At 46.4% G+C, this 21,475-nt stretch carries 25 protein-coding genes; all 25 read right to left on the bottom strand.

The annotated features are described in order from the left end of the window. Positions 1–7 precede the first annotated feature (7 nt). The 25 genes from BN67_RS02045 to BN67_RS01920 all read right to left on the bottom strand — a co-directional run bounded on the left by BN67_RS02045 (position 8) and on the right by BN67_RS01920 (position 21,455). On the bottom strand, positions 8–526 hold the full coding sequence (locus BN67_RS02045; protein WP_019222500.1) for a phage major tail tube protein: 519 nt from the start codon (positions 524–526) through the stop codon (positions 8–10). After that, entirely contained in the window at positions 523–1,812 is a 1,290-nt protein-coding gene (locus BN67_RS02040) for a phage tail sheath C-terminal domain-containing protein (RefSeq protein ID WP_019222499.1), read from the bottom strand. The genes BN67_RS02045 and BN67_RS02040 overlap by 4 nt, the downstream gene beginning before the upstream one ends. A 226-nt stretch (positions 1,813–2,038) precedes the next feature. Beyond that, on the bottom strand, positions 2,039–3,430 hold the full coding sequence (locus BN67_RS02035; protein ID WP_019222498.1) for a Bgr_08870 family protein: 1,392 nt from the start codon (positions 3,428–3,430) through the stop codon (positions 2,039–2,041). Between the two features lie 14 nt (positions 3,431–3,444). Beyond that, positions 3,445–6,588 (bottom strand): DUF4815 domain-containing protein, encoded by a 3,144-nt coding sequence (locus tag BN67_RS02030; RefSeq protein ID WP_019222497.1) that lies wholly within the window; start codon positions 6,586–6,588, stop codon positions 3,445–3,447. Position 6,589: 1 nt separating this feature from the next. After that, positions 6,590–7,696 (bottom strand): phage tail protein, encoded by a 1,107-nt coding sequence (locus BN67_RS02025; RefSeq protein ID WP_019222496.1) that lies wholly within the window; start codon positions 7,694–7,696, stop codon positions 6,590–6,592. Then, positions 7,696–8,577 (bottom strand): baseplate J/gp47 family protein, encoded by an 882-nt coding sequence (locus BN67_RS02020; protein WP_019222495.1) that lies wholly within the window; start codon positions 8,575–8,577, stop codon positions 7,696–7,698. The genes BN67_RS02025 and BN67_RS02020 overlap by 1 nt, the downstream gene beginning before the upstream one ends. Beyond that, entirely contained in the window at positions 8,574–8,951 is a 378-nt protein-coding gene (locus BN67_RS02015; RefSeq protein ID WP_019222494.1) for a GPW/gp25 family protein, read from the bottom strand. The genes BN67_RS02020 and BN67_RS02015 overlap by 4 nt, the downstream gene beginning before the upstream one ends. A 3-nt stretch (positions 8,952–8,954) precedes the next feature. After that, a complete protein-coding gene (locus BN67_RS02010) occupies positions 8,955–9,170 on the bottom strand; it encodes a hypothetical protein (protein ID WP_019222493.1) in 216 nt (71 codons plus the stop codon). Between the two features lie 11 nt (positions 9,171–9,181). Continuing rightward, on the bottom strand, positions 9,182–9,775 hold the full coding sequence (locus BN67_RS02005; RefSeq protein ID WP_019222492.1) for a phage baseplate assembly protein V: 594 nt from the start codon (positions 9,773–9,775) through the stop codon (positions 9,182–9,184). A 28-nt stretch (positions 9,776–9,803) separates the two neighbouring features. After that, a complete protein-coding gene (locus BN67_RS02000) occupies positions 9,804–10,373 on the bottom strand; it encodes a hypothetical protein (protein ID WP_019222491.1) in 570 nt (189 codons plus the stop codon). Next, positions 10,370–10,864, bottom strand: coding sequence for a phage virion morphogenesis family protein (locus BN67_RS01995; RefSeq protein ID WP_019222490.1), 495 nt, complete (start codon positions 10,862–10,864; stop codon positions 10,370–10,372). The genes BN67_RS02000 and BN67_RS01995 overlap by 4 nt, the downstream gene beginning before the upstream one ends. Position 10,865: 1 nt before the next feature. Further along, on the bottom strand, positions 10,866–11,288 hold the full coding sequence (locus tag BN67_RS01990) for a gp436 family protein (protein ID WP_019222489.1): 423 nt from the start codon (positions 11,286–11,288) through the stop codon (positions 10,866–10,868). 116 nt (positions 11,289–11,404) lie between these two features. Continuing rightward, complete coding sequence (locus BN67_RS01985; protein WP_019222488.1) at positions 11,405–12,370, bottom strand: major capsid protein; 966 nt, start codon at positions 12,368–12,370, stop codon at positions 11,405–11,407. Positions 12,371–12,382: 12 nt separating this feature from the next. Then, a complete protein-coding gene (locus BN67_RS01980) occupies positions 12,383–12,724 on the bottom strand; it encodes a hypothetical protein (protein ID WP_019222487.1) in 342 nt (113 codons plus the stop codon). Continuing rightward, positions 12,721–13,743: a phage protease gene (locus BN67_RS01975; RefSeq protein WP_019222486.1), complete on the bottom strand. Its 1,023-nt coding sequence runs from the start codon at positions 13,741–13,743 to the stop codon at positions 12,721–12,723. The genes BN67_RS01980 and BN67_RS01975 overlap by 4 nt, the downstream gene beginning before the upstream one ends. A 450-nt stretch (positions 13,744–14,193) precedes the next feature. Beyond that, positions 14,194–15,399 carry a phage minor head protein gene (locus BN67_RS01965; RefSeq protein WP_019222485.1) on the bottom strand — a complete coding sequence of 402 codons (1,206 nt, stop codon included), beginning with the start codon at positions 15,397–15,399 and terminating at the stop codon, positions 14,194–14,196. Beyond that, the gene (locus BN67_RS11340; protein ID WP_019222484.1) at positions 15,392–17,197 is read right to left on the bottom strand and encodes a DUF935 domain-containing protein; all 1,806 of its coding nucleotides are present in this window, start codon (positions 17,195–17,197) and stop codon (positions 15,392–15,394) included. The genes BN67_RS01965 and BN67_RS11340 overlap by 8 nt, the downstream gene beginning before the upstream one ends. A gap of 12 nt (positions 17,198–17,209) precedes the next feature. Then, on the bottom strand, positions 17,210–18,835 hold the full coding sequence (locus tag BN67_RS01955; protein WP_019222483.1) for a hypothetical protein: 1,626 nt from the start codon (positions 18,833–18,835) through the stop codon (positions 17,210–17,212). Next, on the bottom strand, positions 18,828–19,409 hold the full coding sequence (locus BN67_RS01950) for a phage protein Gp27 family protein (protein ID WP_019222482.1): 582 nt from the start codon (positions 19,407–19,409) through the stop codon (positions 18,828–18,830). The genes BN67_RS01955 and BN67_RS01950 overlap by 8 nt, the downstream gene beginning before the upstream one ends. Next, entirely contained in the window at positions 19,372–19,728 is a 357-nt protein-coding gene (locus BN67_RS01945) for a VpaChn25_0724 family phage protein (protein ID WP_019222481.1), read from the bottom strand. Before BN67_RS01945 ends, BN67_RS01950 begins: the two co-directional genes overlap by 38 nt. Further along, positions 19,725–20,039 (bottom strand): DUF2730 family protein, encoded by a 315-nt coding sequence (locus BN67_RS01940; protein WP_019222480.1) that lies wholly within the window; start codon positions 20,037–20,039, stop codon positions 19,725–19,727. Before BN67_RS01940 ends, BN67_RS01945 begins: the two co-directional genes overlap by 4 nt. After that, the gene (locus BN67_RS14010) at positions 20,036–20,275 is read right to left on the bottom strand and encodes a hypothetical protein (protein WP_033313066.1); all 240 of its coding nucleotides are present in this window, start codon (positions 20,273–20,275) and stop codon (positions 20,036–20,038) included. Before BN67_RS14010 ends, BN67_RS01940 begins: the two co-directional genes overlap by 4 nt. Further along, positions 20,241–20,582, bottom strand: coding sequence for a hypothetical protein (locus BN67_RS01930; protein ID WP_019222478.1), 342 nt, complete (start codon positions 20,580–20,582; stop codon positions 20,241–20,243). Before BN67_RS01930 ends, BN67_RS14010 begins: the two co-directional genes overlap by 35 nt. Beyond that, positions 20,575–20,862, bottom strand: coding sequence for a hypothetical protein (locus BN67_RS01925; RefSeq protein ID WP_019222477.1), 288 nt, complete (start codon positions 20,860–20,862; stop codon positions 20,575–20,577). Before BN67_RS01925 ends, BN67_RS01930 begins: the two co-directional genes overlap by 8 nt. After that, positions 20,859–21,455 (bottom strand): glycoside hydrolase family 19 protein, encoded by a 597-nt coding sequence (locus BN67_RS01920; protein ID WP_244427019.1) that lies wholly within the window; start codon positions 21,453–21,455, stop codon positions 20,859–20,861. Before BN67_RS01920 ends, BN67_RS01925 begins: the two co-directional genes overlap by 4 nt. Between the last annotated feature and the right edge of the window lie 20 nt (positions 21,456–21,475).

The following is a 21,475-nucleotide window of genomic DNA, read 5'->3' as shown; positions in this document are numbered from 1 at the left end:
TCAATTCCTATAAATTGAGAATAGAGCGGCGCCGTCCACCGATCTCTTGCCCATTGCGTACAAGCCAACCGCCCCGTTTAAAGGAAAAGCGATGCAAAACAGAACCATCCCAATATTCCGTATAATCCCAAATATTCTTGATCTCGCAATCATAGCCCGTGGCTTTGCCAGCCGTTAAGCCTTCGCTATCCACCTTGACCAAGCGCCCTGTCACATCAATGGAATGTTCATGCTCACGCCCATCTTCTTCAGACACAACATGCTTTTTGCCGGTAAATTTATGACGAAGCCCAGGGGAACCCCCAAAGATACCAATCACATCAGGGGTATGGCTGTGGATTTTCATTTGTAAACTGAGCGCTTTCACACCAAGTCCACTCACATCTATTTGCATATCCGAACCCCCTGGGTGATAGGTTTCGGTGATTTCTTCTAATGTGGGAAGTTTGAGGGTTTCAAGATCAAGATGAAGATTGACATCATCATCAACAATCAGGGTAAAACCGCGAACAATTCTTAAACTCATACCTCACTCCTTGCTGCTTTGCGATAAGCAGTCAGCGTATCGCCAAACTGATAGGTCATTTTATTTTGGATATCTTGTGCTAACCGATCAAAGTAAGCGCTATTGCGACGGCTGCCAAAACTTAAATCTTCTAGAGGTGGAACTTCTTCTGCATCAAATTCCACCCGCAATTTTCCCAACCGTAAAGTGCTGTTAGAATTCAAATCGCGGTCAAACCAAACACGCCCACCAAGCAGTGCTCCACGGGCAATCATATCATCAAGAAACTGTGTGAGAGAACGGGTAATGGCAATAACATGTTGACCGGTCAAATTCTCATCATTGGCAAAAGGGCGCAAATGATTGATGATGGTTTTTTCCAATGCTGCACGGGTGCGCACCACATTGACAAAACGCCAGAGTGGATCACTGGAGGTGGTATGATTGCCCCATAAAATACGTCCATTGGCAGCCATTGTACCATGCCCATTTTGGCTAAGCCTTGCGGGAATAAAGGTAGCAATATCGGCTTGGTTTAGACGATTAGCCTCATGATCAATTTCCCCATCAAAATAACTAATCGGGCGTGCTGTCCCTAAAATACCTTTCACATCCTGGTTGGAGGGAGACCAAAAAACACCCCCCCTTTGCTTGTCACGTTTGAGAAACATGGCTGCGGCAAAAGGACTTGCCGGTTTTATACTCACACCCCCATCACCACTTGCCACCCGTACAAAGGGATCAAGCAAATAACAAAAGCGTGAAGAAAAATCTGCACGATAGGCAAGGCTTTCTTCGGTGTTTTTACCCCCCGTATCAAACACGGCAATGGCTTGTAGCTTTTCGGCAACCTGTTCAAGAGCCTCTGCCACGGGGTTTTTGCCATTCTCAAACCGCCCTGCACTATAAGCCGGTGCTAAGAGAATGCCAGGTTCCACACCTAAATGACCACGCGCATGCGCCAAAGCATGGACACCCGTCAGCTGCGCATTGGAGCCCACCATTTCCACTTGGGTCTCAGAAATTTTTGACTTTTCCTCCACACGCACTAGGATAACTTTTGCGTCTATTCCTTGCGCACATACAGCGTCAATAACATCAAGCGCTGTGCCTCTTGTCCCTAATTTTTGGATTTTGTCTCCCTCATGCGTAAAAACCAATACCGGCTCGTTAAGGGGATAGGTCTTTGCATCGGCATCAGGGGCTGTAACAACCGCTCCAATGGCGCTTTGATCAAAGGCTGCTAACGGACGTGCCTCTTCACCTGCCTCAAGAATGCGAATACCATGATTAAATTCTGTTGCCATTTTGCTCTCCAAATCAATGAAGAAAACATAACAACAGTGGTAGGTGCTCCATAAGCCTGACATTGTCAGTCAAAAAGAAAAAAGCCCTTAAAAGGGCTTTAAAAGAGCTTTGAAAGGACTATAAAAAGGCTTTTACAAAGAAAAACTGTACAGCGCTTATAAGGCTATCCTATAAGAGCCAATCCTTTAAACTGTACCAGTCGTTTTTTATACCTACATAAACCGCTCATTCTTTCCACAACCTGATCAAGACAGCGCCATTCGCTCCAGCACCGCTATACCCACCATCACTATGGGCACCAGCACCGCCGCCGCCAAAACCACGTCCTCCCTTCCCAGATTTATAGCTGCCAGTCCCCGTCCCTCCAAAACCGCCCCTTGAGGTATCGCCTCCAGCATCACCCCCATTCCCACTTGTCGCACCAGTAACACCGCCCGTACCAGGATGACCATTTCCACCTTTAGCGATACCTGGATGATCGTCCGTTGCCAAGCCAAAATTTCCACCAATACCTCCAGCACCACCACCACCACTACTACCACTACTTTGGTTGCCAAAAACTCCTGTATTTGTTGTTCGATAAGCGCCATGTCCTTCTTTTCCACCCGTCGCAGTAATAAAATTTTTCCCAACGACTGTTGTCTGTCCAGCATTACCGGTCGCCCTTATACCTGTAACACGTTCTCCACCCTTCCCAATCACTATATCTTCATGCCCATTCAAACTGGCTTTATAGCCGTACCATACTGAACAACCGCCACCGCCGCCGCCGCCGCCTAATCGTGGTGTATCGGACCCACCACCACTGCCACCACCACCCCATGCTTGGACTTCAACTTTAGTTTGGTCTGTTGCCCAATCAGGCCATTGAATTTTTCCATTTTGTGTATACAGTAATTCAGCATCGGCAAGTGCAGGCCAATTCATCGGTTTCTCACTAAAAACTTTTTTAAACCTCTTTATTTCTGCCCATATTTTCTGCTGGAGAGCATCTACTTGCTCTTTCGTATAAACAAGATCGCCATCGACTTTTAAAGGTCCTTTCAATGTGCTTCCGCTTGTGCTTAAATTTGTCACCACTTCACCATTATGAATAAGGCTAAACGACGAATTACCCAACAGTTCTAAGCCACCACTCATGGTGACTTTGCTGGTAAATTTATTGTAATTTTTCCATTCATTGGGGTTTGCTAGGCGTCCATAGCTTGTCAGATCTTGATTGATCTTGGCTCGAAAATCATCAAGCCCTACGATATCTTCGGTTTTATGTTGGTGTGCTCCTAACAGTGAGACAGCACTCCCAAAAGTAAAATGATTATTGCTTGATTTATAGAGAACATAATTGTTGGCGGCATCTTTTGCCCCCTCGATATCAATTAAATCAGAAAAAGTGAAGGTTTTATCCGCTGCCATCTTGCCATTGAGAGTGCTTTCTAGATCTGTGATTTCGCTTATGGTATGCGTGTGTTGTAAAGGGGCTTTTGCGTCCACCTTTTCCTCAACAGCCACAAGCGCTTGATCAACTTTATTGAGGTTTTCACGCAAGATGGGGAATTCAGAACTGATAAAACGCCCCTCTTTAGGCAATTCTAGGTTGAGTTTTTTTGTCTTTGTCATCTCTCATTCTCCCCTCATAATATGCCAGCACCAAAATCACGCACCATGGACCGCGCGGATGGTCCACCGGTCAGGGTCAATTTCAAGCGTGCTTGTTTGGCGCCTCTGTCACTGCTAATGAATTTTCGCTCTGTCCAAAGAGGCTCGGGTAATTGTTCTGTTTCATCGAGTTTCAAAGGCAAAAATGCACCATCATCCAGTTGCATCTCCAATGAAAAGGTTGCACCGCCCGGCAAAAAGGTTTTGATATAGCTGGTCAGCCTTGCCTTTTCCCCAAAGGCAAAAGCACGCGTGACATAAGTGGCTTCCTTATGGATCTTTCCTGCAATCAATTGAATGGGAGCAAATAACACAGGCGAGAGTTTCTCTGTGCCTTTGAGGACCGCACGCAGCTTGACCTTTTCACTGATATATTCGGTAAGGCTTAGCAATTGGAAGGGCAGAAGTTGGTAAACCGTGCCATTGTTACGCTCAATTTCAAAAACAACAGAACAATCACTGGAGGGTAATTCAATGGCTGCACGAACCTGTAAATCAGAGCAGTCCACAAGATCAAATTCGCCTAAATCAACCGTCTTTTCTGTTTGTATGTAGCGGGCAGCCAACACTCGAAAGGCTAAAGCCTCATCTTGATGGGCTGTCCAGCTGCGAGCATTGACGGAAGAAAAACGCGGACCAGTCACATAAGGGTGGCTTGAGACATATCTTTGGTTGTCTGCATCAAAATCCCCAAGCTTGGCAAGTGAGACAGAATGGTCAGCATCATCGGTTTTAATCACAAAAGCCGTGAGGCGGTCATCAAGCACGGTTAAGGGAACATCATAGCGTGCCCCAGCCCATCCGGTTTTAGCATCTTTCATAGAATAGGAGGTTTGGGCTTGAATATCGACAGTAGGATAACCGTTTTCTGTAGAGACCAAATCAATCACCAGATCATGGTTTGGATTGCCGATTTTACAAAGATGAAAATCCACCCCCGTTATTTGCCGTGTTTCATCAGGGGTGAAGACTTGGGCTTGCGGATCATAGGCTGTCCATATTTTTACCGTGGTGGTGCGTCGCATCACTTGCACATCAATCATGCCTTGACCTGTAAAAAGCCCCGTGGCAAGAGTTCCACCTTTGCCCCGTGCCACAACTTCTTTTGTGCCTGAGGGAATATTGGCAGGAATGGTAAAGGTGCCTTCAATATCGCCTTTGACATTGGCTACAAGGCGGCTGTTTGATAAGACATTGACACCATCAAAGGTAAGGCTTTCTAAAATTTCTCCTTTGCCAAAACCTTCAATTTTAAAATTTAGCTTGATTTGCCTTAAGAAATCGATTTGCTCTTGGCGCGCATTCACCAAATCATCACGCACTTCTGTGTTACGGATAGTTCTCCCACGGTTCCAGCCCATATTCAGTTGATTGGTGACACTTGATAGCCAATCGGTGCGCTGCTCATGCCAAAAGTCTGTTGCAGGGGTAAGGGTAACAGTCCCAGGCAGGGGTGAAAAATTTTGATAAGGATTGATCTTTTCGCAAGCGGTTGTCAATTCTTGTGCAATGATCACTTCATTGGTCCAGTCAAGGGTGACGGGCGCTGTCAGATGAGCAGTGTAAAAGCTTGGATCAATGGCAAGCTGCAAAATGCCATTGCCGATAGCCCCTGTTTGGGGAAATCCTTCATCTCTGTAAGAGTCATCCAAGAAAGGGTCTGCAAACATGCCTTTTTTGGCAACGGGTTCTTTAGAGTCAACATTGCTTTTAATACGCTCTAATTGCATGAGGCGATCAAGCGAGAGAATACGCTGAAAATAACGCCACATCTCATCATAAGGAGCAACACGCGTCCCATCATTGATAACTTGGGGTGTTTCAAGCCAATTATTGGTTATGGTGGCAAGGGAGAGCACATCATCAGGGACACTGGGTGCCATGGGTTGGTCTGAGGAAACCCCTTTGATATAGACGACATTGCCTTTCGTGTTGAGACCAATACGGTCAATGCGGGGGAGTTTGTAGGTGTAACTGACAATAATATCACCGCCCTCCGCACCCCCTGAGACAGTGATTTCCTGCGCTGTAACTTTATCAGCCGTGATTTTTGCGCGGTAACGGTAAGTCACTGTATAGCTGCTCCCTAGTAAGGGTTCATCTCCCACCGGTGCCCAGTCAATGGTGTCTCCCGTTTTTTTAAAATCTGTGCCTTCTTTAAATTCTTTTCCCCCTTGAACAATTTTGATAAAAGCGGTGATGCTTTTATCGGGAACACCATCACGCCCTGCGGCAATCGCACCGCGGGTTATCGTCACTGTTTTTTCTTTGGTCAGTAAAATGGATTGAACAGCGGCAATGGGAAAATAATAGGGTTTAAAGGTAAAGCTTGTTTTTCCCTTTGAGGGTGTAAAAATATGGGTTTCACTAGGAACGGCACTTGTCGAAAAGTCTTCTACCTCTTCATGACGCAAAGCGGCTAAACGCTTGCGTTTGAAACCATTGATATTGGCTTCTCCTTCTTGAATGCTAAAGACTTGATTATGTCCATTTTTGCCCAATGCCGTGACGCGACAGCCACTGACAATATAATGCCCATGGGCACGGTCATAAGCGGCAATAGCTTGCATGGCTGGTTCAAGCAGTGAGGGAGATTTTTGATCAATGAGAATGCCATCTTGCAAGATATAGACCGGAAAGAACGTGCCTTGCTGGTCATCCTCTTTCAGTGCCCAGACAAGCTTTGCGACTTCCCGTGCTGCACCTGGTTCTCCTTCTGCCAAGGACCCTGGAATTTGCCCCAACAGCTCTGGATCATCCTCATAGGTCACCCATTTCTTTTGCAACTTTACACCGATCTCCACGCGCCCAATCATGGAAACATTATTGAGGACAGCATAACAGACGGGGAAAATATCCCCAGCAATATAAATCTTGCCCTCTGTGAGAGTTACAGTTTGGCTGTCTTTGTTCACAAAAGCATCAGCCCGTTCAACGCGGTCTCCTTCTTTTGCCACAAGGCGTCCCAAACGGTCATGACGCCCCCTGATGATGGTTTGCATTTCATTGAGTTCACCGCTTTGAAGAAAAGGGCGCTGTCCATAAAACACCACGCTTTGTTGTTCATTTTTGCCGATTGATCTATCAATTGCAAAGGGTAAACCACTTTCATGTTTCATGTTAAAACCTCAATAAAATCTTGAATTGTTCGCGGATCTCAGCCCGCAAAGGAATGTTGACGGGTGTTTTGAGAATTTCTACACCCCCCTCCAGTTCATGAGCTCCAAGCCAAAGCTTGCCAGGGGGTGTCTGTTCTTTTAGGCAGCCATGAACCAAAACCGAAACAAAAGCGGCTTGTTTGTCAACAACATCCTCAAAATCTGTACGCGCAGCAAGAAACAACATGGTCCCCATTGTGGAGGGATTAAATCTACTGCCGCAATGGCTGTAGACACCATCCAAAGCCTGTTCAACAGGCTGGACAATATTGCATCTTCGAAACCCAATCAGAGCATTGTTTGCGTCTCTTAAAGCCAAATAAAGGGGACGATTTTGGAACCACTCTGCCATAAGGATATCGCGCTCATGTTTTTTGACCGAACACCAAGGAAAATTTGCCAAATTCCATGGATAATCAATTTGGTTCCAGCTTAATTCCTCGTCAAAGTCATCAATCCAGTTGCCAATCCGTGTTCCTTCTTCTTCTTCCAGCATGTGGTTGATCTCTGTTGTGCGTCCAAAGGAAAACAGAGTGCCCTCAGCTGTTAAGCGCACGCCGCTCTCAAAGTCCAGCAGACTGTCATCAAGCCGTGACATATTGCTCTCTGTGGCTGCCACATCATAACCATAGACACCACGACGAAAATCAGAGCGCAAACTTTTGGAAAGTCCCACAATCGCTTCAATCGACTCAAGACGGGGGCGTGATGGCAATCGATCAAAATCAAGTTGAAAGGAATTCCACCATGTACGCCCAGACCATGCGGGCTTAAAATGCGCTGAAAGCCCGAGCCATTGAAGTCCCAACCCAATGGCGGCAACAGAGCCGCGAATATCTTGCCATGCAAGACCTTGGTCAAGAAGATCATAAGGATGAGAGAAATAAGGGCTTAATTCTTGTAAACCATATTCATCGACCAAATAAGGCAACCAAGAAGGTGGGCGCGTAATCAATTTTGCACGAACAATTTCTGCTAGAGCATTTTTGACTTGCAGATCAACAGCCATCGCCTCTGCCAAACAGCACTCAAATAAGCTGGAATTTTGCGGTAATAATAAGGAGACCATCAATAAGTATACCCCCGTGGAGATAAAGTGATATCCCCGATTGCAACCGCTTCATCCGGTGCCACCAAAATATCCGTGCACGGTTGAATTAAAGTGACATGATGAACCCCCTCAACCATTAAGCGGCTCATGATCCAACTTAAACAGAGATCACGTCCAAGTTTCCCTGCGCGCATCCATTCTTCTCTTAAATTCCGCTCCGCTCTTTCTAAAACAAGAGGAGCTGCCTCAGGTAACAACCACAGATCTGCTCTCACATCGATCATTCGTTGCACGGCACTTTTGACCAAGATGCTATCATTGGTCATTTTAACCTGAGGGTCATCAAGGGTAGCTTGCACCTTAGCAATCAAAGCCTCATCAGCTACCCCTGAAGCGCTATCGCTAAAAAGTGCAACATGAATCAGCGGGCTTTTATCCACACGATAAGTAAAAGCATCTTTGACATGGAGATCACTGGAGAGCGCAAAATATTGGTAGCGAGGGGCTGTGCCACCTGTGGAATGTCCTTGCCTGTTTAAGCGAATACGGCGACGGAAACGCGCATCATCTTCACCAAAAAGACGCCTGACCCCATGAAAATCCCCCAAATGATCTAAGCTTGTGCCACGTGCAAATTCCAATAAATTATCTCGCGCCACTTCATTGATCCGTTGACGCAACAGCAACTCTTCATAAGCTGCCGCTTGCAGTTGGATGACCACGGGATCATAAGCGGTGTTTTCCACATTATAAGGAATATGATGGGTTGCAAAAAGCTCAGTCAAACGTGTGATCTTTTTCTGTAAAATTTCTTCAACAGAAAGCTCTTCAATGATCTGTGGCAGTGGGATTTGTGACTGTGGGTGTTGTGGCAAGGGGGCATGTTCAACATCTGTCATGGGAAAACCTCTAAAGGACAGTGCATCTCTTGCCCCTGGGACCAATCACCCAAATGCCCATTGGGATAAAAAACACCCCTTAAAACAAAGGAAAATACCCCCTCACGCGTGGCTTTTATCAGATCAATTCTCTGCAACGAGAATCCAGGTTCTCCACATTCTGGGTTATCTAAAGCTTGCACGATTTCTTGATAAAGCTGCATAAGCGTTGCAGAATCCGCATTGGCGTCTTGATAAGCCCCAACATCACACCCATAATGGCGGCGCAAAACCCGTGATCCAATCCGTGTCATCAAACATTTACGGATAGACTGTTGGCAATGCGCAAAGCCATATAAGAGTGAGCCATCCTTTTCGCTGATCCCACACCGCATGCTTTAAGCCCCTTTGCTTGACTTCACGGAAGAAACAGTTGGGGACCCAGAAACACCAGGTGCCGGAACAACAGGAGCGGTTTTTTCTCCAATTTGACCAAGCAGCAACGGATATTTTGCCGCTTCCTCACTTAAAAGAATTTCCTCACCCTTTCCTGGTGAACGCTTACCTGCAACGAAATCGGCATTGGTTAAAATAACATAACTATTCTCACGCATGATAAACTCCTTTAAAGGGGGCGAGAAGTTGTGGAAAAACCCACTTTCACCCCACCGTGAATGTGGCTTGCGCCAACAGATTTTTGATTGTGCTGTAAATCTTCTGCTTCAATCTGCACACTGCCCGTTAATTCAACACGGGTTGATTGATGAGAAAGCACCAGACCTTGTGCACTCAAATGGATTTGGTTTTCTCCATGGGAGAGAATAAGTTCATCTTTTGTTATGCGCAGTGCTCCCCCCGCATAACAAAGCGCCAACTCTTCTGGGTGGCGTGCGGGATTAGGCATAGCCTCACTATAGCTATCGCGCACCACTAAAGACGCAGAGCCAATTTCACCATGGGGGTTTAACAACCGCACCGGATCACCAACATGACAAGGCATATTGCTTGCAACAGCGCCTGCCGCTTCTTGGGTTTGCAGCCAAGGCGATAAAACCGCTTGTCCATTGGCACTCTCAGAGAAAAGTTTCACCCGCACCCTATGACCATCAACTTCTGCCACCCGTCCAATCATATGCTGGTTGGCAAGACAGCGTTCAAGCGCATCAAGACGCTTCATGATTTGCCGAAAGGTATCGCTTAAGAGATAAGCATCATTCATGCTAACACCTCATTGCTTCCAGTTCCCCTCATTGCTCCAAGTTTCCCTCGTTGCGCCAAGTTTCATTATCCCATGAGATCAATCCGGCTTTGAGTTGTCCCTCATCACAAAAAATATCCCGTCCCAAATGGTGCAAATCTTGGTGCCATTCCACCACACTGATCGATACACCACGCTGCTTAATCGCCGCAGAGATAATCGGTTCAATCTGGACATCACGCGGCGCACTCAAATGCGTCAATCCCCACAATTGCCCGCTATGGCATAAAACCGCAATGGCTTCTGCCAAAAGCCAACTGTGAACATCACGCTCTTTACCCGTAGTAATAATAAAAGCCCCTAAATGAAGATCAGCACTCTGCTGTCCACAAGCCACAGAAGTAAAACGGCTCTCTAACACCGCAACACGCACAGCTGGTGCCACAAGCATCTGGGTTTCCAATTCTTCTAAATTAAAGCGCCCAAATTGACAGCCGCAATCACGCACATCTGGTAAAGCCCTTTTAAGGCTCCCTATCACCGCCTCACGAAACTGATTGATGCGCCCTGCTTGCCCAGTTTGCCCAATTTGCCCAGTTTGCTTGACCGCTTGACTCATGAAAAGTTCCTTTCCAGCCAATCTTCTGCCGCTTTGATTATTTCCACCTTATTCTGCTCTGAAAGCCCCAAATAAGGGCGTGCGGGCAGGGTTACCTGATGCACACACACAAAACGATGTGCCTTGCTGCTTTTCAGAAAAAAGCGCAGTGTCTTGCCATTTTTCGGGCGAATAACCCCTCCCAATTGATGAATCCGCGCATAAACCAATCCACTCCCCACAATCACCTTTTCTGGTGAGGCTTTCATATCAATGGAGCGCGACAACGCCCCACTGGCAAAAAGAATGGAACTACGGGCATGGTTGTTTTTCCACTTCTCTCCTTGGGGGGAGGTTTTTTCACTTTGAATCCGCCTCCTAGTACTCTCTTGGATTAAGCGCCCAACCCCTTGTGCTAAAGTTCCCATTGGAGCATGCGCACTCTTTTGTAAAAAGGATAAGGCGGCATCAAGCCCTGTCTCTTGAATCTCAATAGTGCTTGAAAAAGACATGTTATCTTCCCATCAAACGTGGTTTGGCATGGAAAAAAGCCCCATCACGAACCGGTCCATCTTCACTCATAATTTTAGGCTCATCCACACCCAAACCTGCTTTGCCTTCGGCAATGCGTTTCAATAAATCAACCGCCTGTTTGTAGCGATCTTCAATAGTTGTGGTTAATGCCGTATGGCGTATAGCTAAATTGTAAACAGCAATATTGACACAGATCATCCCCAAAGCTGCCGGCTGTCCAGCAATGGGGACAGGGTAGCGATGAGACAAATGCACATCAATCTCACCACTTGCCTGTTCAAGCGCAAGGCCAATAGCTTGCTCTAAAAGAACGGGATCAGAATGCTCATCCATCCCACATAAGTCGGTCAAGAAATCAACACCCCAGAGCTCTTCAATCAATCTTTTGCTTGCATACGCCATCTTTTAAAGATTCCCTTAAACAACATCCTGCAACAACACACCGGCATCTTTTGCGGCGACCAGCTCACATACACGTTCACCAACACGCACCCGCTTACCACCTGAAAAGATTTCCCTTAAACAACATCCTGCAGCAACACACCCGCATCTTTTGCAGCGACCAGCTCACATACACGTTCACCAACACGCACCCGCTTACCGCCCGACAAGCCAATATCTGGGTCTTGGATCACCCCAGACAAACGCTCGCCCAACTGAGCGCTAAAGCCCCAACTGATCACCGAACCATCTGCCTGTTGTTTGGTAGGATCAATATAAAGCAGAGCAATCTTATTGCCCCAAACGCGTGCCAATTGTGCTGTACGTCCTTTGCGCGCTAAATTCACTTGCGATTCACCAATGAGTAAACGATCGGGGTGTATTTCCATCAGATCCGCAAACTGCGCTTTGGTCACAAAACCATCCGCAGTACCACCCCCTTTAACGGCTTTGATGATTTTGGGATGGCGTTTGAGCTTTGACCAAACAACTTTGCCCATCACAAGGGTGTTGGGTGTATAGATAAGACTTTTATCCATTGCCTCATCTAAAACAGCGTAAGGATCTGATTTCTCATAATCACTAAACTTATCCTCACCTTTAAGCGTTATCACCCGCTCTGGTGCATAATTTTTATTGTCTTGCACAAGCGCTGCCACACGCACTTCACGCCCCAATTCCAGCAAATTGGCAAGCCCTTCCACAGCTGTCTTTTCAGGGTTATAACGAGAGCGCTTTTCTGCCCGTGCCCGTGCTGCCGCCTCAATATCGGAATTGGGGATGAGATCATCAAGCCCATAATCTTTCACACTGGCTTCCCGTTCAAAAACAGAAAATTCCACAACATTCGGGCGTCCTTTCCGCCCAACCTCAAGCTCAGGCACCGTAAAATTTTCTGCCAAAGGAAATTCACTATATTTAAACACTTCACTTAAAACACAAACACGGGGCAAAACTTTATCGCCAATAAGAGAGCCGGCTGGATTGCGATAACCAATAGCAATGGCGGTGAGTGTTGGATCAATGGGAAAAGGTCTGTTCATTTTAAGCCTCAATTAATTAATTTTAAAAGAAATAATATCACCGGACGAGCCATCACTCATGGCAATACCAATGGTGCGGTCTGCAGATTCTGCCTTAATGGCGTGCCCTTTGGGGTCAGAGGTCAATAAATCACCAAAGGAAACATTGCCCCCACAGATCACTTCGCCCCAACCACATTGACCAACATCAAGCATCTCACCAGCCTTTGCTCCCAAAGAGCCAGCTGTTCCTAATAATTTATCTCCCTTTCCAGAAGCCGTTGCCACCATGCCATCACCGCGCGCTGCAACAATGCAATAAGGGGAGACCTCTGCACAAACGCGAAAAGATTTAATCAAAACCATCGTACTCATAATGAGCGCTCCTTTTGCTCTTCAATATGCTCAACCGCTTGGCTAATGCTGATGTCCAACCCTTTTTTCTTCTGCTCTTCTTGATAATGGCGCGCCGCAAGAGCAATCTCTTCTGGCGCAAGTTTTTGTGGGGGATTTTGTTTTTGTGGGGGGCAAGAGCCATCCAAAGAGCTCGTTGAAACAAGCGGGGGAAGTTTTTCAACCAAACTCTTAAAATGCTCCATGCCCCCTTCAAGGCTACAGAGCGCACGATATTCCTCGCGTGCGGCAGGCAAAATCTTGCCCTCTTCAATAGCCTTATCTAAAAGGCTCTCAATGGCTGTCTTGTTTTGCTCTTCTCGCAAAAGTGCTAAATCTTCTCGCGCCTTTGTTAATTGGGCACAAAGCTCCACACGTTCTTTTTCGCGTGCTGCAAGGGTTGCTAAAACCTCATCCGCTTTAGCATCTTCTGCCAGCGATAGGGCACTGGCAATGGCTGTCAAATCCATCATTTCCTCCGTAAAAGTAAGTGGGGGGTGTTCACAGCTTAAAGCCGTCATCACAAGGGCTGGACGGTTCACCAAACCAGCACCGACTAAATTTAAAATTTCACCTGTCTTCGAATGGCGAAACTCAGGCGAAAGATAACGATATTCTTGGGCGACAATCTTTTTGCTTGCCATAGCGGTCCATTTAACCCGCCCCCAAATCGCACCATCACGCTCTGCTAATTCTTCAATCCAGCCGCTTGCCGGCGCTTCTAAACCTTTTCTCGCACGGTGATGTTGACCATGCTCATAATCAATCACAAGCGGTCCTTTATTGGCTGCAAAAGCTTTTAAAAGGGTTTGCGGACTATAATGCCATTGCCGTCCATCACGCGCCTTCACATGAGGCGCTTTGGGCAAAAGCTCTACCCACTCAGGCGCTTTTCTGCCTGTGATATCTTGGCAAAGATCAATAAAATTGCCGTAAAATATCCCCTCATGACATATCTCAGCATGGACCTCTTCGCCATCTTCGTGAAATTCTTGCTCCATAGATTGCCTATTGCTTTACAATTATCATTGGCAATAGAATGCATGAAACAACTTCACCTTATAAGCCTGACACTGTCAGTCAAAAGAGCACTTTCATCAAATGAGCACTTTAAAAGCACTCTTTTCTCCTCTTATGACTTGTATATGAAAACACGCGTGTCAAACGCTCTTCTAAAATCGTTTTCAAAGGCACTTCAAAGGCGATAGAGCGCCGTTGTGAAGTGAAAGGTACAAATATACTCACACCACACAAAAAAGCCTCTCTCAAGCCGTTTTTTTTAAAATTGCTTTTGAACTTTTAAACTGTTACATTATCCACCAGGCGTGAGCCAGTTATACCAGGACGGTTTTACCGGATCTGCGAGGAGTTGACCGCCCTCCACGCCTTCTTTCATTTTCTCTCACAGCTTCTCTTTGCACAAAATCCAACAGAACTTTACGGTGTTCTTTTTACAACAACCGTTCACCCTTCTTTTCGGCAGCATCAAGAAGACGTTGCATTTCGCTAAAGCTCTTTTTATGCATCGAGGTCAACCACCATTCTTGTTTGCTTGCTACAAATTTAACAGCTAAACGCCACCATGCCCCATCACTCCCCCCAAAAAACACAACGCTCGGCACAGCTTTTCGCCTGATGATGCCATAGGGTTTTATCAATGTTTGAAGGGCACCACGAAAATCATCCAAATGAAGAGCACGCGCTTGATGCTCTAACAAAATATGTTTCACACTGTCTGAAGATAAGCGAATAAGAGAATTTTCCGCGGCAAAAACATCATCCACCTTTTGGTGCATGGGGGCAATGGGAAGAAATCCACGCGGCATATGTCCTTCAAACATCGCTTCCAAAAGCGGTGAACCCACAATATCTTCAATGGCAATGCGCTTGCGGTTTTCCGGCATGGCAGCAATTTTATCACTCAAAAAACGGCTTAAATTTTGCGCACGATGTTTCCCAGGATTCAAATGCCATCCAGGATCAATTCCCTTTGGTATCTTCTCTACTTGTCCCGTCCGCTTATTGTGCCAAATCTTCTGTTCAACTTGGAGAGGCGCTCCCCCCTCTTCATAGCCTAAATTCTCTGCTTCATAACGGCTCACTTGCCGCACACTGCATTTACACCGCCAACCATTGGGCGGATAAAGCCAATCCCAAATGGGATCATCAACAGGTGCTGTAAAACCCACCCAACTTTCATGTTCTAAACGCTTATGTTCTGAACTCGACAAAGCATAGGTGAGATAGGGCAAAAACTCTTTATTATTTTGTGTACGCTCCCATTCACCTGCCGCATGCGCACTCATGGTATTCGCCCAATAGACCGTCTCTAAACGTCGCGGGCTCCCCAATTGCACCACGCTCTTTTCACCCGTTTTGGGATCACGCGCTAATTTTTTCCCCCACCAACCCTTTTCCTGTAAAAGCGGCATCAGATTTTTTTGAAACTCTTGCAAAGGAAGTTGATATTTGATGGCTTCTCCAACAGCTTGTTTAAAATCCTCTAAAATGTCATAGCCTACCGATTTTGCCACCGTAAAGGAAAAGGCATGTTCTTCGGGTGCTACATCACGCCAATCAAAGCTTGGAACAAGAGCCTTGGATTCAAAATAACGGGTGACCTCTTTGGGTGCCGTTTTAAAAAGTTCCTCATCCATGATAAGCCAGCCCTCGCGCAATCATTTGCACCTTTGCCAAACGCGCTGCTAACGCATGATGATCCATCCCACGCAGCAATTCATCTAAGCCTTTGAGGATATCCTCATAACTTTGAGCCTCTCTCACAAGCTTTTTAAAAGGCTCTAAAAGGGGTTCTAAATCCTCTTCCCAGTCGCTTAAAGCCTCTTCAGAAAGCCGGTCCAATTCATCATAAGGGCTCTCACCATGCTTCTCTGCCCCACCCTGCTCTCCTTCACCCTGCTTTCTTGTCACACAAACATCAAAAGCACCTTCAGAAAGCCGATCCAATTCATCATAAGGGCTCTCACCATGCTTCTCTGCCCCACCCTGCTCTCCTTCACCCTGCTTTCTTGTCACACAAACATCAAAAGCCTCTTCAGAAAGCCGGTCCAATTCATCATAGGGGCTCTCACCATGCTTCTCTGCCCCACCATGCTCTCCTTCACCCTGCTTTCTTGTCACACAAACATCAAAAGCACCGCCACAATCAGCACAAACATGCGCCTTTTCTCCCATCTCATCATCAGGTGTAAGGAAAGGAGCCTTTAAAACATCCTCTTCCTTTGTTGGTTGCGAAAAGCCAATCTTATTGCGCACTTCTTGGGCACCAACACGCAACCCCAAGGGAACAAGTTTTTCCAGCGCATCACTGATGGCTTTAATATCTTCATTTTCCGAAATCGCCCAATAGACAAAAGGGTAGCGCTCTTGGCGTCCAAAATTAATCTCAACAAAGGGAACAATCAAATCACGATTAACCGTCAAAGCTAATTGGCGTGCATCAGCACGCGCAATATCATGGCGCACATTTTCATGAATGCGCGCTTGCGAAAAAGACGAACCATCATCCGTCGTCATGGTTTGCCCCAACACGCCTTTCGATATCTGCCGATCTAAATATTCAGCCTTCGCAGCAAAAACCGCATTGCCACTGCCCCCTGCTGCCTCAATAAATTCAATCTCCATCTCTTTAGGGATAATCGCCGCCGCATCACTGGATAAATCACGCACCGCTTGTATCAGAACACGTCGTTCCTCATGAGAAGAGCTTGCCCCATATTTCCCAACACGCAAAGGCATGCCATAAACTTCTAAGAAAGCCATCCAATCTTTCAAGGTATAAGACTTGAACAAAAATGCCCAAGCCGCAAGACGTGCAAGTCCAGAACGAATAGGCAAACCGCTTTTAAGCTTTGGGCGGTGAATAGAAAATTTATAAGCAGGCAATTCACTTCCATAAAGAGACCCCTCTTCTTTTAAACGCAAATGAAAACCATCCCGACGATCCAATTGAAAAAAACGTTGATCACGCCATTTCCAAGCAACCGGAAACCATTCCTTGGCACTCTTGTCCCACAAGGTTTCAACAACCGCATAACCTTTTCCCAAAGCATCTAACAAATCCGTCACATAATCATCAACAAAAGTGGGCGCACTGATCACTTCTCGCACCGCATCCGCTATCTTTTTGTCCTGGGCACTATTGCTTGCCGCCATGACCCCTGGTTCCACACCTGTCAGTGCATTTTTACGCATGCCAAGCACAGCACGATAATGCAAATCACGCTCCTCCATATCATCGGCAAGTTGAAAAAACTGGTCTGGAGAACCCCCTGCTGCCTGCTGCAAAATATCGGCAAGTTGCGCAGGAGTGAGACCACTGACAACTGTTTGTGACCATACATCACGAAGTCCCCCAACAGTAGGGCTTGCCACTTCACGTTCCAATCCTTTGATATGAAGCGCCCTACCCCATTGATCAACCAGTTTTACCATCTCACAATTCCCTCAATAAATCTTTGATCTTGTTGTTGAAAAAAACGGGATTTCATCAAAAATATAAATATCCCGAACAGGTATATAGTCATAAATTTCAGGCGTTTGCCGGCTGGAAAAATAAGCTAAAGCACAAGCAATGGCGCTATCACCATGGCGCATAAAACCATCACTGCCTTTAAAACGATGATGATCGGGAATTTTTACAATGCCATTGACATAAGCAAGGGCTTGATGATCGGCAACAATGTCACTCTCTCGCGGCAAAACAATCGTCCCATCCCCAAAGCTTTCTAAATAAGCCGGCATTTCCTTGCCATACCAACTTTGTGACAAGTGGACCTCTTGCACGCATGCTCCATAACGCTGGGCAGCTTTTTCGGCTAAATAAGCTCCATTACCCCGCGCATCTAATGCGCCACCCAACAAACGCGGCAAACCACCCACAACATAAAATAAAATCTCTCTTTGTTGATCAAACGGTGTATTGCGCAATTCCACCATAAAGCGTACACGGCGCACCAAATCTTGGCCCACTTCCATCACCACAAGGGAGGTGGCATCACCACTGCGCGCAAAATCAACACCAAAAACATGTTGACGCCGCCGATCAAGCCCAGCGTGAAGAGGCTTTACATATTTCTCACACCAAGAAAAAGCTACTTGACTTCGTTGATCTTCCGATTGGGTTTTAAAATCATCCACACAGGCAAAACGCAGCACCGAAATCCCTGGCGCACAACAGTTTTCAATCTGCAAACGCGTTAAAGCCGCCCCTTCTTGATCGGCTGGAATGGCATCTAACTCTTGGCGCATCGCACTCAAACGCACTCCATAAGAGGCGCGGATTTGCTCTTCCCATTGTCGTTCAGAACGTCGACTCCACACCGCCCCCTTCATGGCACAAACCCGTTTAAACAAACCATTTTTAACCGCCTCACCAAAAGGATAACGATGCACCGAAAAAGGCACTTTGCCTGCTCGCGCCTCACGGATCAGTTCATTGAAAGGATTAAGCACACCATTATGGGTGGAGATCACACGGATTTTGCCTCCCCAAATCAGCAAAGCATTCACCGCATCCAAAACAGAGCGCACATCTTGATGAAACGCCGCCTCATCAATCACCACAATGCCCTGCAAACCCCGAATGTTTTCAGGGCGACTAGAAAGCGCTTCAATACGAAAGCCTGAGGCAAAACGCACACGATAGGCAGAAATATATTTCGTTGAACCATCTGCCCTTTGATCTGAGAATAAAAATTCCTCTACATCACCACTGTGACTCGTAATAGCCGAAGCAAAATTGCTCACATAGCCAATAAATTCACGACCCTTTTCTTTGGTATCACCAATATAAAAAACATGATCGCCACCAGCCTCACGCGCTGCCGCCGCAATCAATGTATCATCCAAAGCCTCTGCAAAAGTAATGCCGGTCCGCCGCCCCTTTTCCACCAGTTTTAACGGGGACTTATCCTCAATCCATGCCCGTTGATGCGCCATCAAAACCCCATCCGCTAAGGGATCGATCTCTTTGGGAAAAGCACTTGTCTGCCAAATCTCATCGCTGTTCTGATGCTCATGAGCATGACTTTTAAAAGCAATCTGTTCAGAAGATTCACGCTCCTCACCCATGTTTTACCCCCAAAACTTGCGCACGTATAGCCCGCGCTGTTTCTTCTGAGAGACCCGCCGCTGCTGCCGCCACATCAACCGCTTTGCTTGCTTTGGTAGTAAAATCCTTTTCTAACTTTTGCCGTCTCGTGGTCGACAAATGTTCAGCCGCCAAGACGCCTTTGAGCGCATTGGCTAATTCTTGCGCTGCCTTTGGTGAAAGGCTTTTCCCGCTGCTTAACGTGGAAAAAATAAGCTCCTTAATCGCCGCTGCTGTCAACAGAGTGATATTATCAGAAGCCTTAGCATCAAAGCGCTGCGAAAGGCTGGCAGCAATTTCTCTTGTTTGTTCTAAGCGTCTTGACATCACCGCTAACCGCAAAGAATAACGATTAAAACTGGAAAAAGAGGGGATAGAAAAGTTTAAACCCGTGTCTTTTTGTAAAGCCTTCAAAGCCGCTTTAAACTCACCATAAATAGCCATTTGCGTCTTTTCGCGCCCATTTAATGCCTCAGCCGCTGCTGCAATAATTTGATCACACGCTTGCGGCAATAAATCAATCGCCGTTAAACGTCCACGCCCAACCTTGCGCATCCTTCACCTCGTCTCTTATTGATGAACGTTTGGGGCGCTTAATCCCCGCAATCGAAAAGCTACGGTCTAAATGACGTGCTCCCCGTTCCGTTAAAGTCGCAAGCAAAACAGAACCCACGCATTTTAGCGTAACAGCCCCTTGTTCTTCCATAAAAGCCAGTTCATTACGCACAAAATCCCGATCTCGCCGGATACCATAGCTATATAAAAGCCGCTCAATCATCGCACTCGATAAGGTTTCGCTATGTTCACAAAGCAGCCCTTTTAAAATGATCAACCGCGCTTCTTCACGAATAATTTTATCCATATCTGCTTTCATTTCTTGGCATTCTCCAATAAAAACTCTTGCAAGCGCTCGCCAATCGCTGCCACGGGTTGCAACTGCGCAGAAAGCGTATTGAGGCGACCGTTCAATTTCTCCATATTCAATTCCAATCTTTTCAACGCATCACGATCAGGCAAAAAATCCACCTCTGTTTCTAGCTTTTGCACACGCTCCTTAAGCGCCGTGATATCTTTCAGTATTTCCCGCGTACCTGAAGAAAAATAAGCTTTCAAAACCCCACAAATCGCAACAATTGACAACAGCAAAGACAACCAGCCATTCGCCACACTAATATCCAAATTCACGAACCCTCTCCTTGCTTCATTAAAAGCGCTTTAACCGCAGCTTGTCTACGCTGTTCGCAGATCAATAAAGCAGCACGGTCACGGCTCCAATAATGCACCACTTCACGCGCATTCAAAGCACGCTCCGGCAACAATAAAGGACGCTGACATGCCCTATGAACAACAGGCGGCAATTCAACCGATAAAAACTGATAAGAAAAGTTACCCTCCAGCTTGGGTGTTGAGCAAGCGCACACGCTCAAGCCCAATGCCATCACCAGAAATAGTTGGCAATGCTGCATTGACCTCCTCCATTTTTCTAAGCTTTTGTTCCAAAGTAGAAATCACCGATTGTGCGCGACGCTCTGCTCTTTGCGCTGCCTCTCTTTGCCTCACTTGTTCAAGCCGTGCTTGTAAAGAAACCTTGGCAATCTCCAAACGCCAATACACATCACGCGCCTTTTCTGCCTTTAAAATTTGCCCTTTCATAAAGCCAAAAGCCGCAAACATCACACTGACCAAAAAAAGCAAACCCAAAGACAATTTTGAAACAGAGCTAAACATTGCGCTTATTCCCCCACCCCGTTATCTCCACACCATCATAGGAGCTGCTATGCCACTTATGGGAATGCTTCCTATGGGAAAAATCCACAGAACCAAAACCACGATGCACACCCAAATTCCCAACGATAATCGCCACCATCGAGGGAATAGAAATCGCCGCCATATCAACAATACGTGGTGCGCCCCACAAACCACCAGCAATCAGCAAAAAAATAACCCCCCAAGCAAACCAAAAGGACCACCATAAATAACGTCGAGAACCACGATAAGAGGGCTTCATACTTCCACCTCGCCTCCAATCCCCAAAAGCTTTTTGGCGCGCTCTAAATAAGTCAAGCGTTGAACAAGTCCATTTCTGCCCCCATTAATCGCCTTGGTAATCCCCAGAAAATCATCTCGATCAGCAAGCCTATTTAAGCCTTTCATTTGCCAAAACCAAACAGCAGACCAAAGCGCTGCGGGAAACTTTTCCAACTCTTCTGGAAATGCCTCACAATCAACCGCTTGTTCATCGACTAAGCGCCAAAACTGCGTAAAACGACGATAATTATGGCGCCCCGTTAATTGGAGCAAACCACGCCCCTTAAAGCGTACCCCATCCCCAGGCTTAACATTGCCTAAATCACGACGCCCCTCATAAGCGCGCCCTGAGGCATATTCACGCACGGTAAAAAAACCATCACTCTCATGGGCACATTGGCTTAAAAAATGGGCAATACGCAACGGTGTTGTGAGTGCACCATACGATAAAGCTTCAGGCAGAACACGTGCCATTTCAACAATAATAAAATCTTGACGCGCATGGTGTGCCAATTTAGGAGCAAGGCGATGAAGAAAAAATGTATCTATTGAAACCATAAAAAACCACTGAATGCATAAAAATCCATTCGCAG

The sequence above is a fragment of the Bartonella rattaustraliani AUST/NH4 genome, assembly GCF_000312565.1.
GTDB classification, from domain to species: domain Bacteria; phylum Pseudomonadota; class Alphaproteobacteria; order Rhizobiales; family Rhizobiaceae; genus Bartonella; species Bartonella rattaustraliani.
This window is presented reverse-complemented; position numbering and strand designations above follow the sequence as displayed.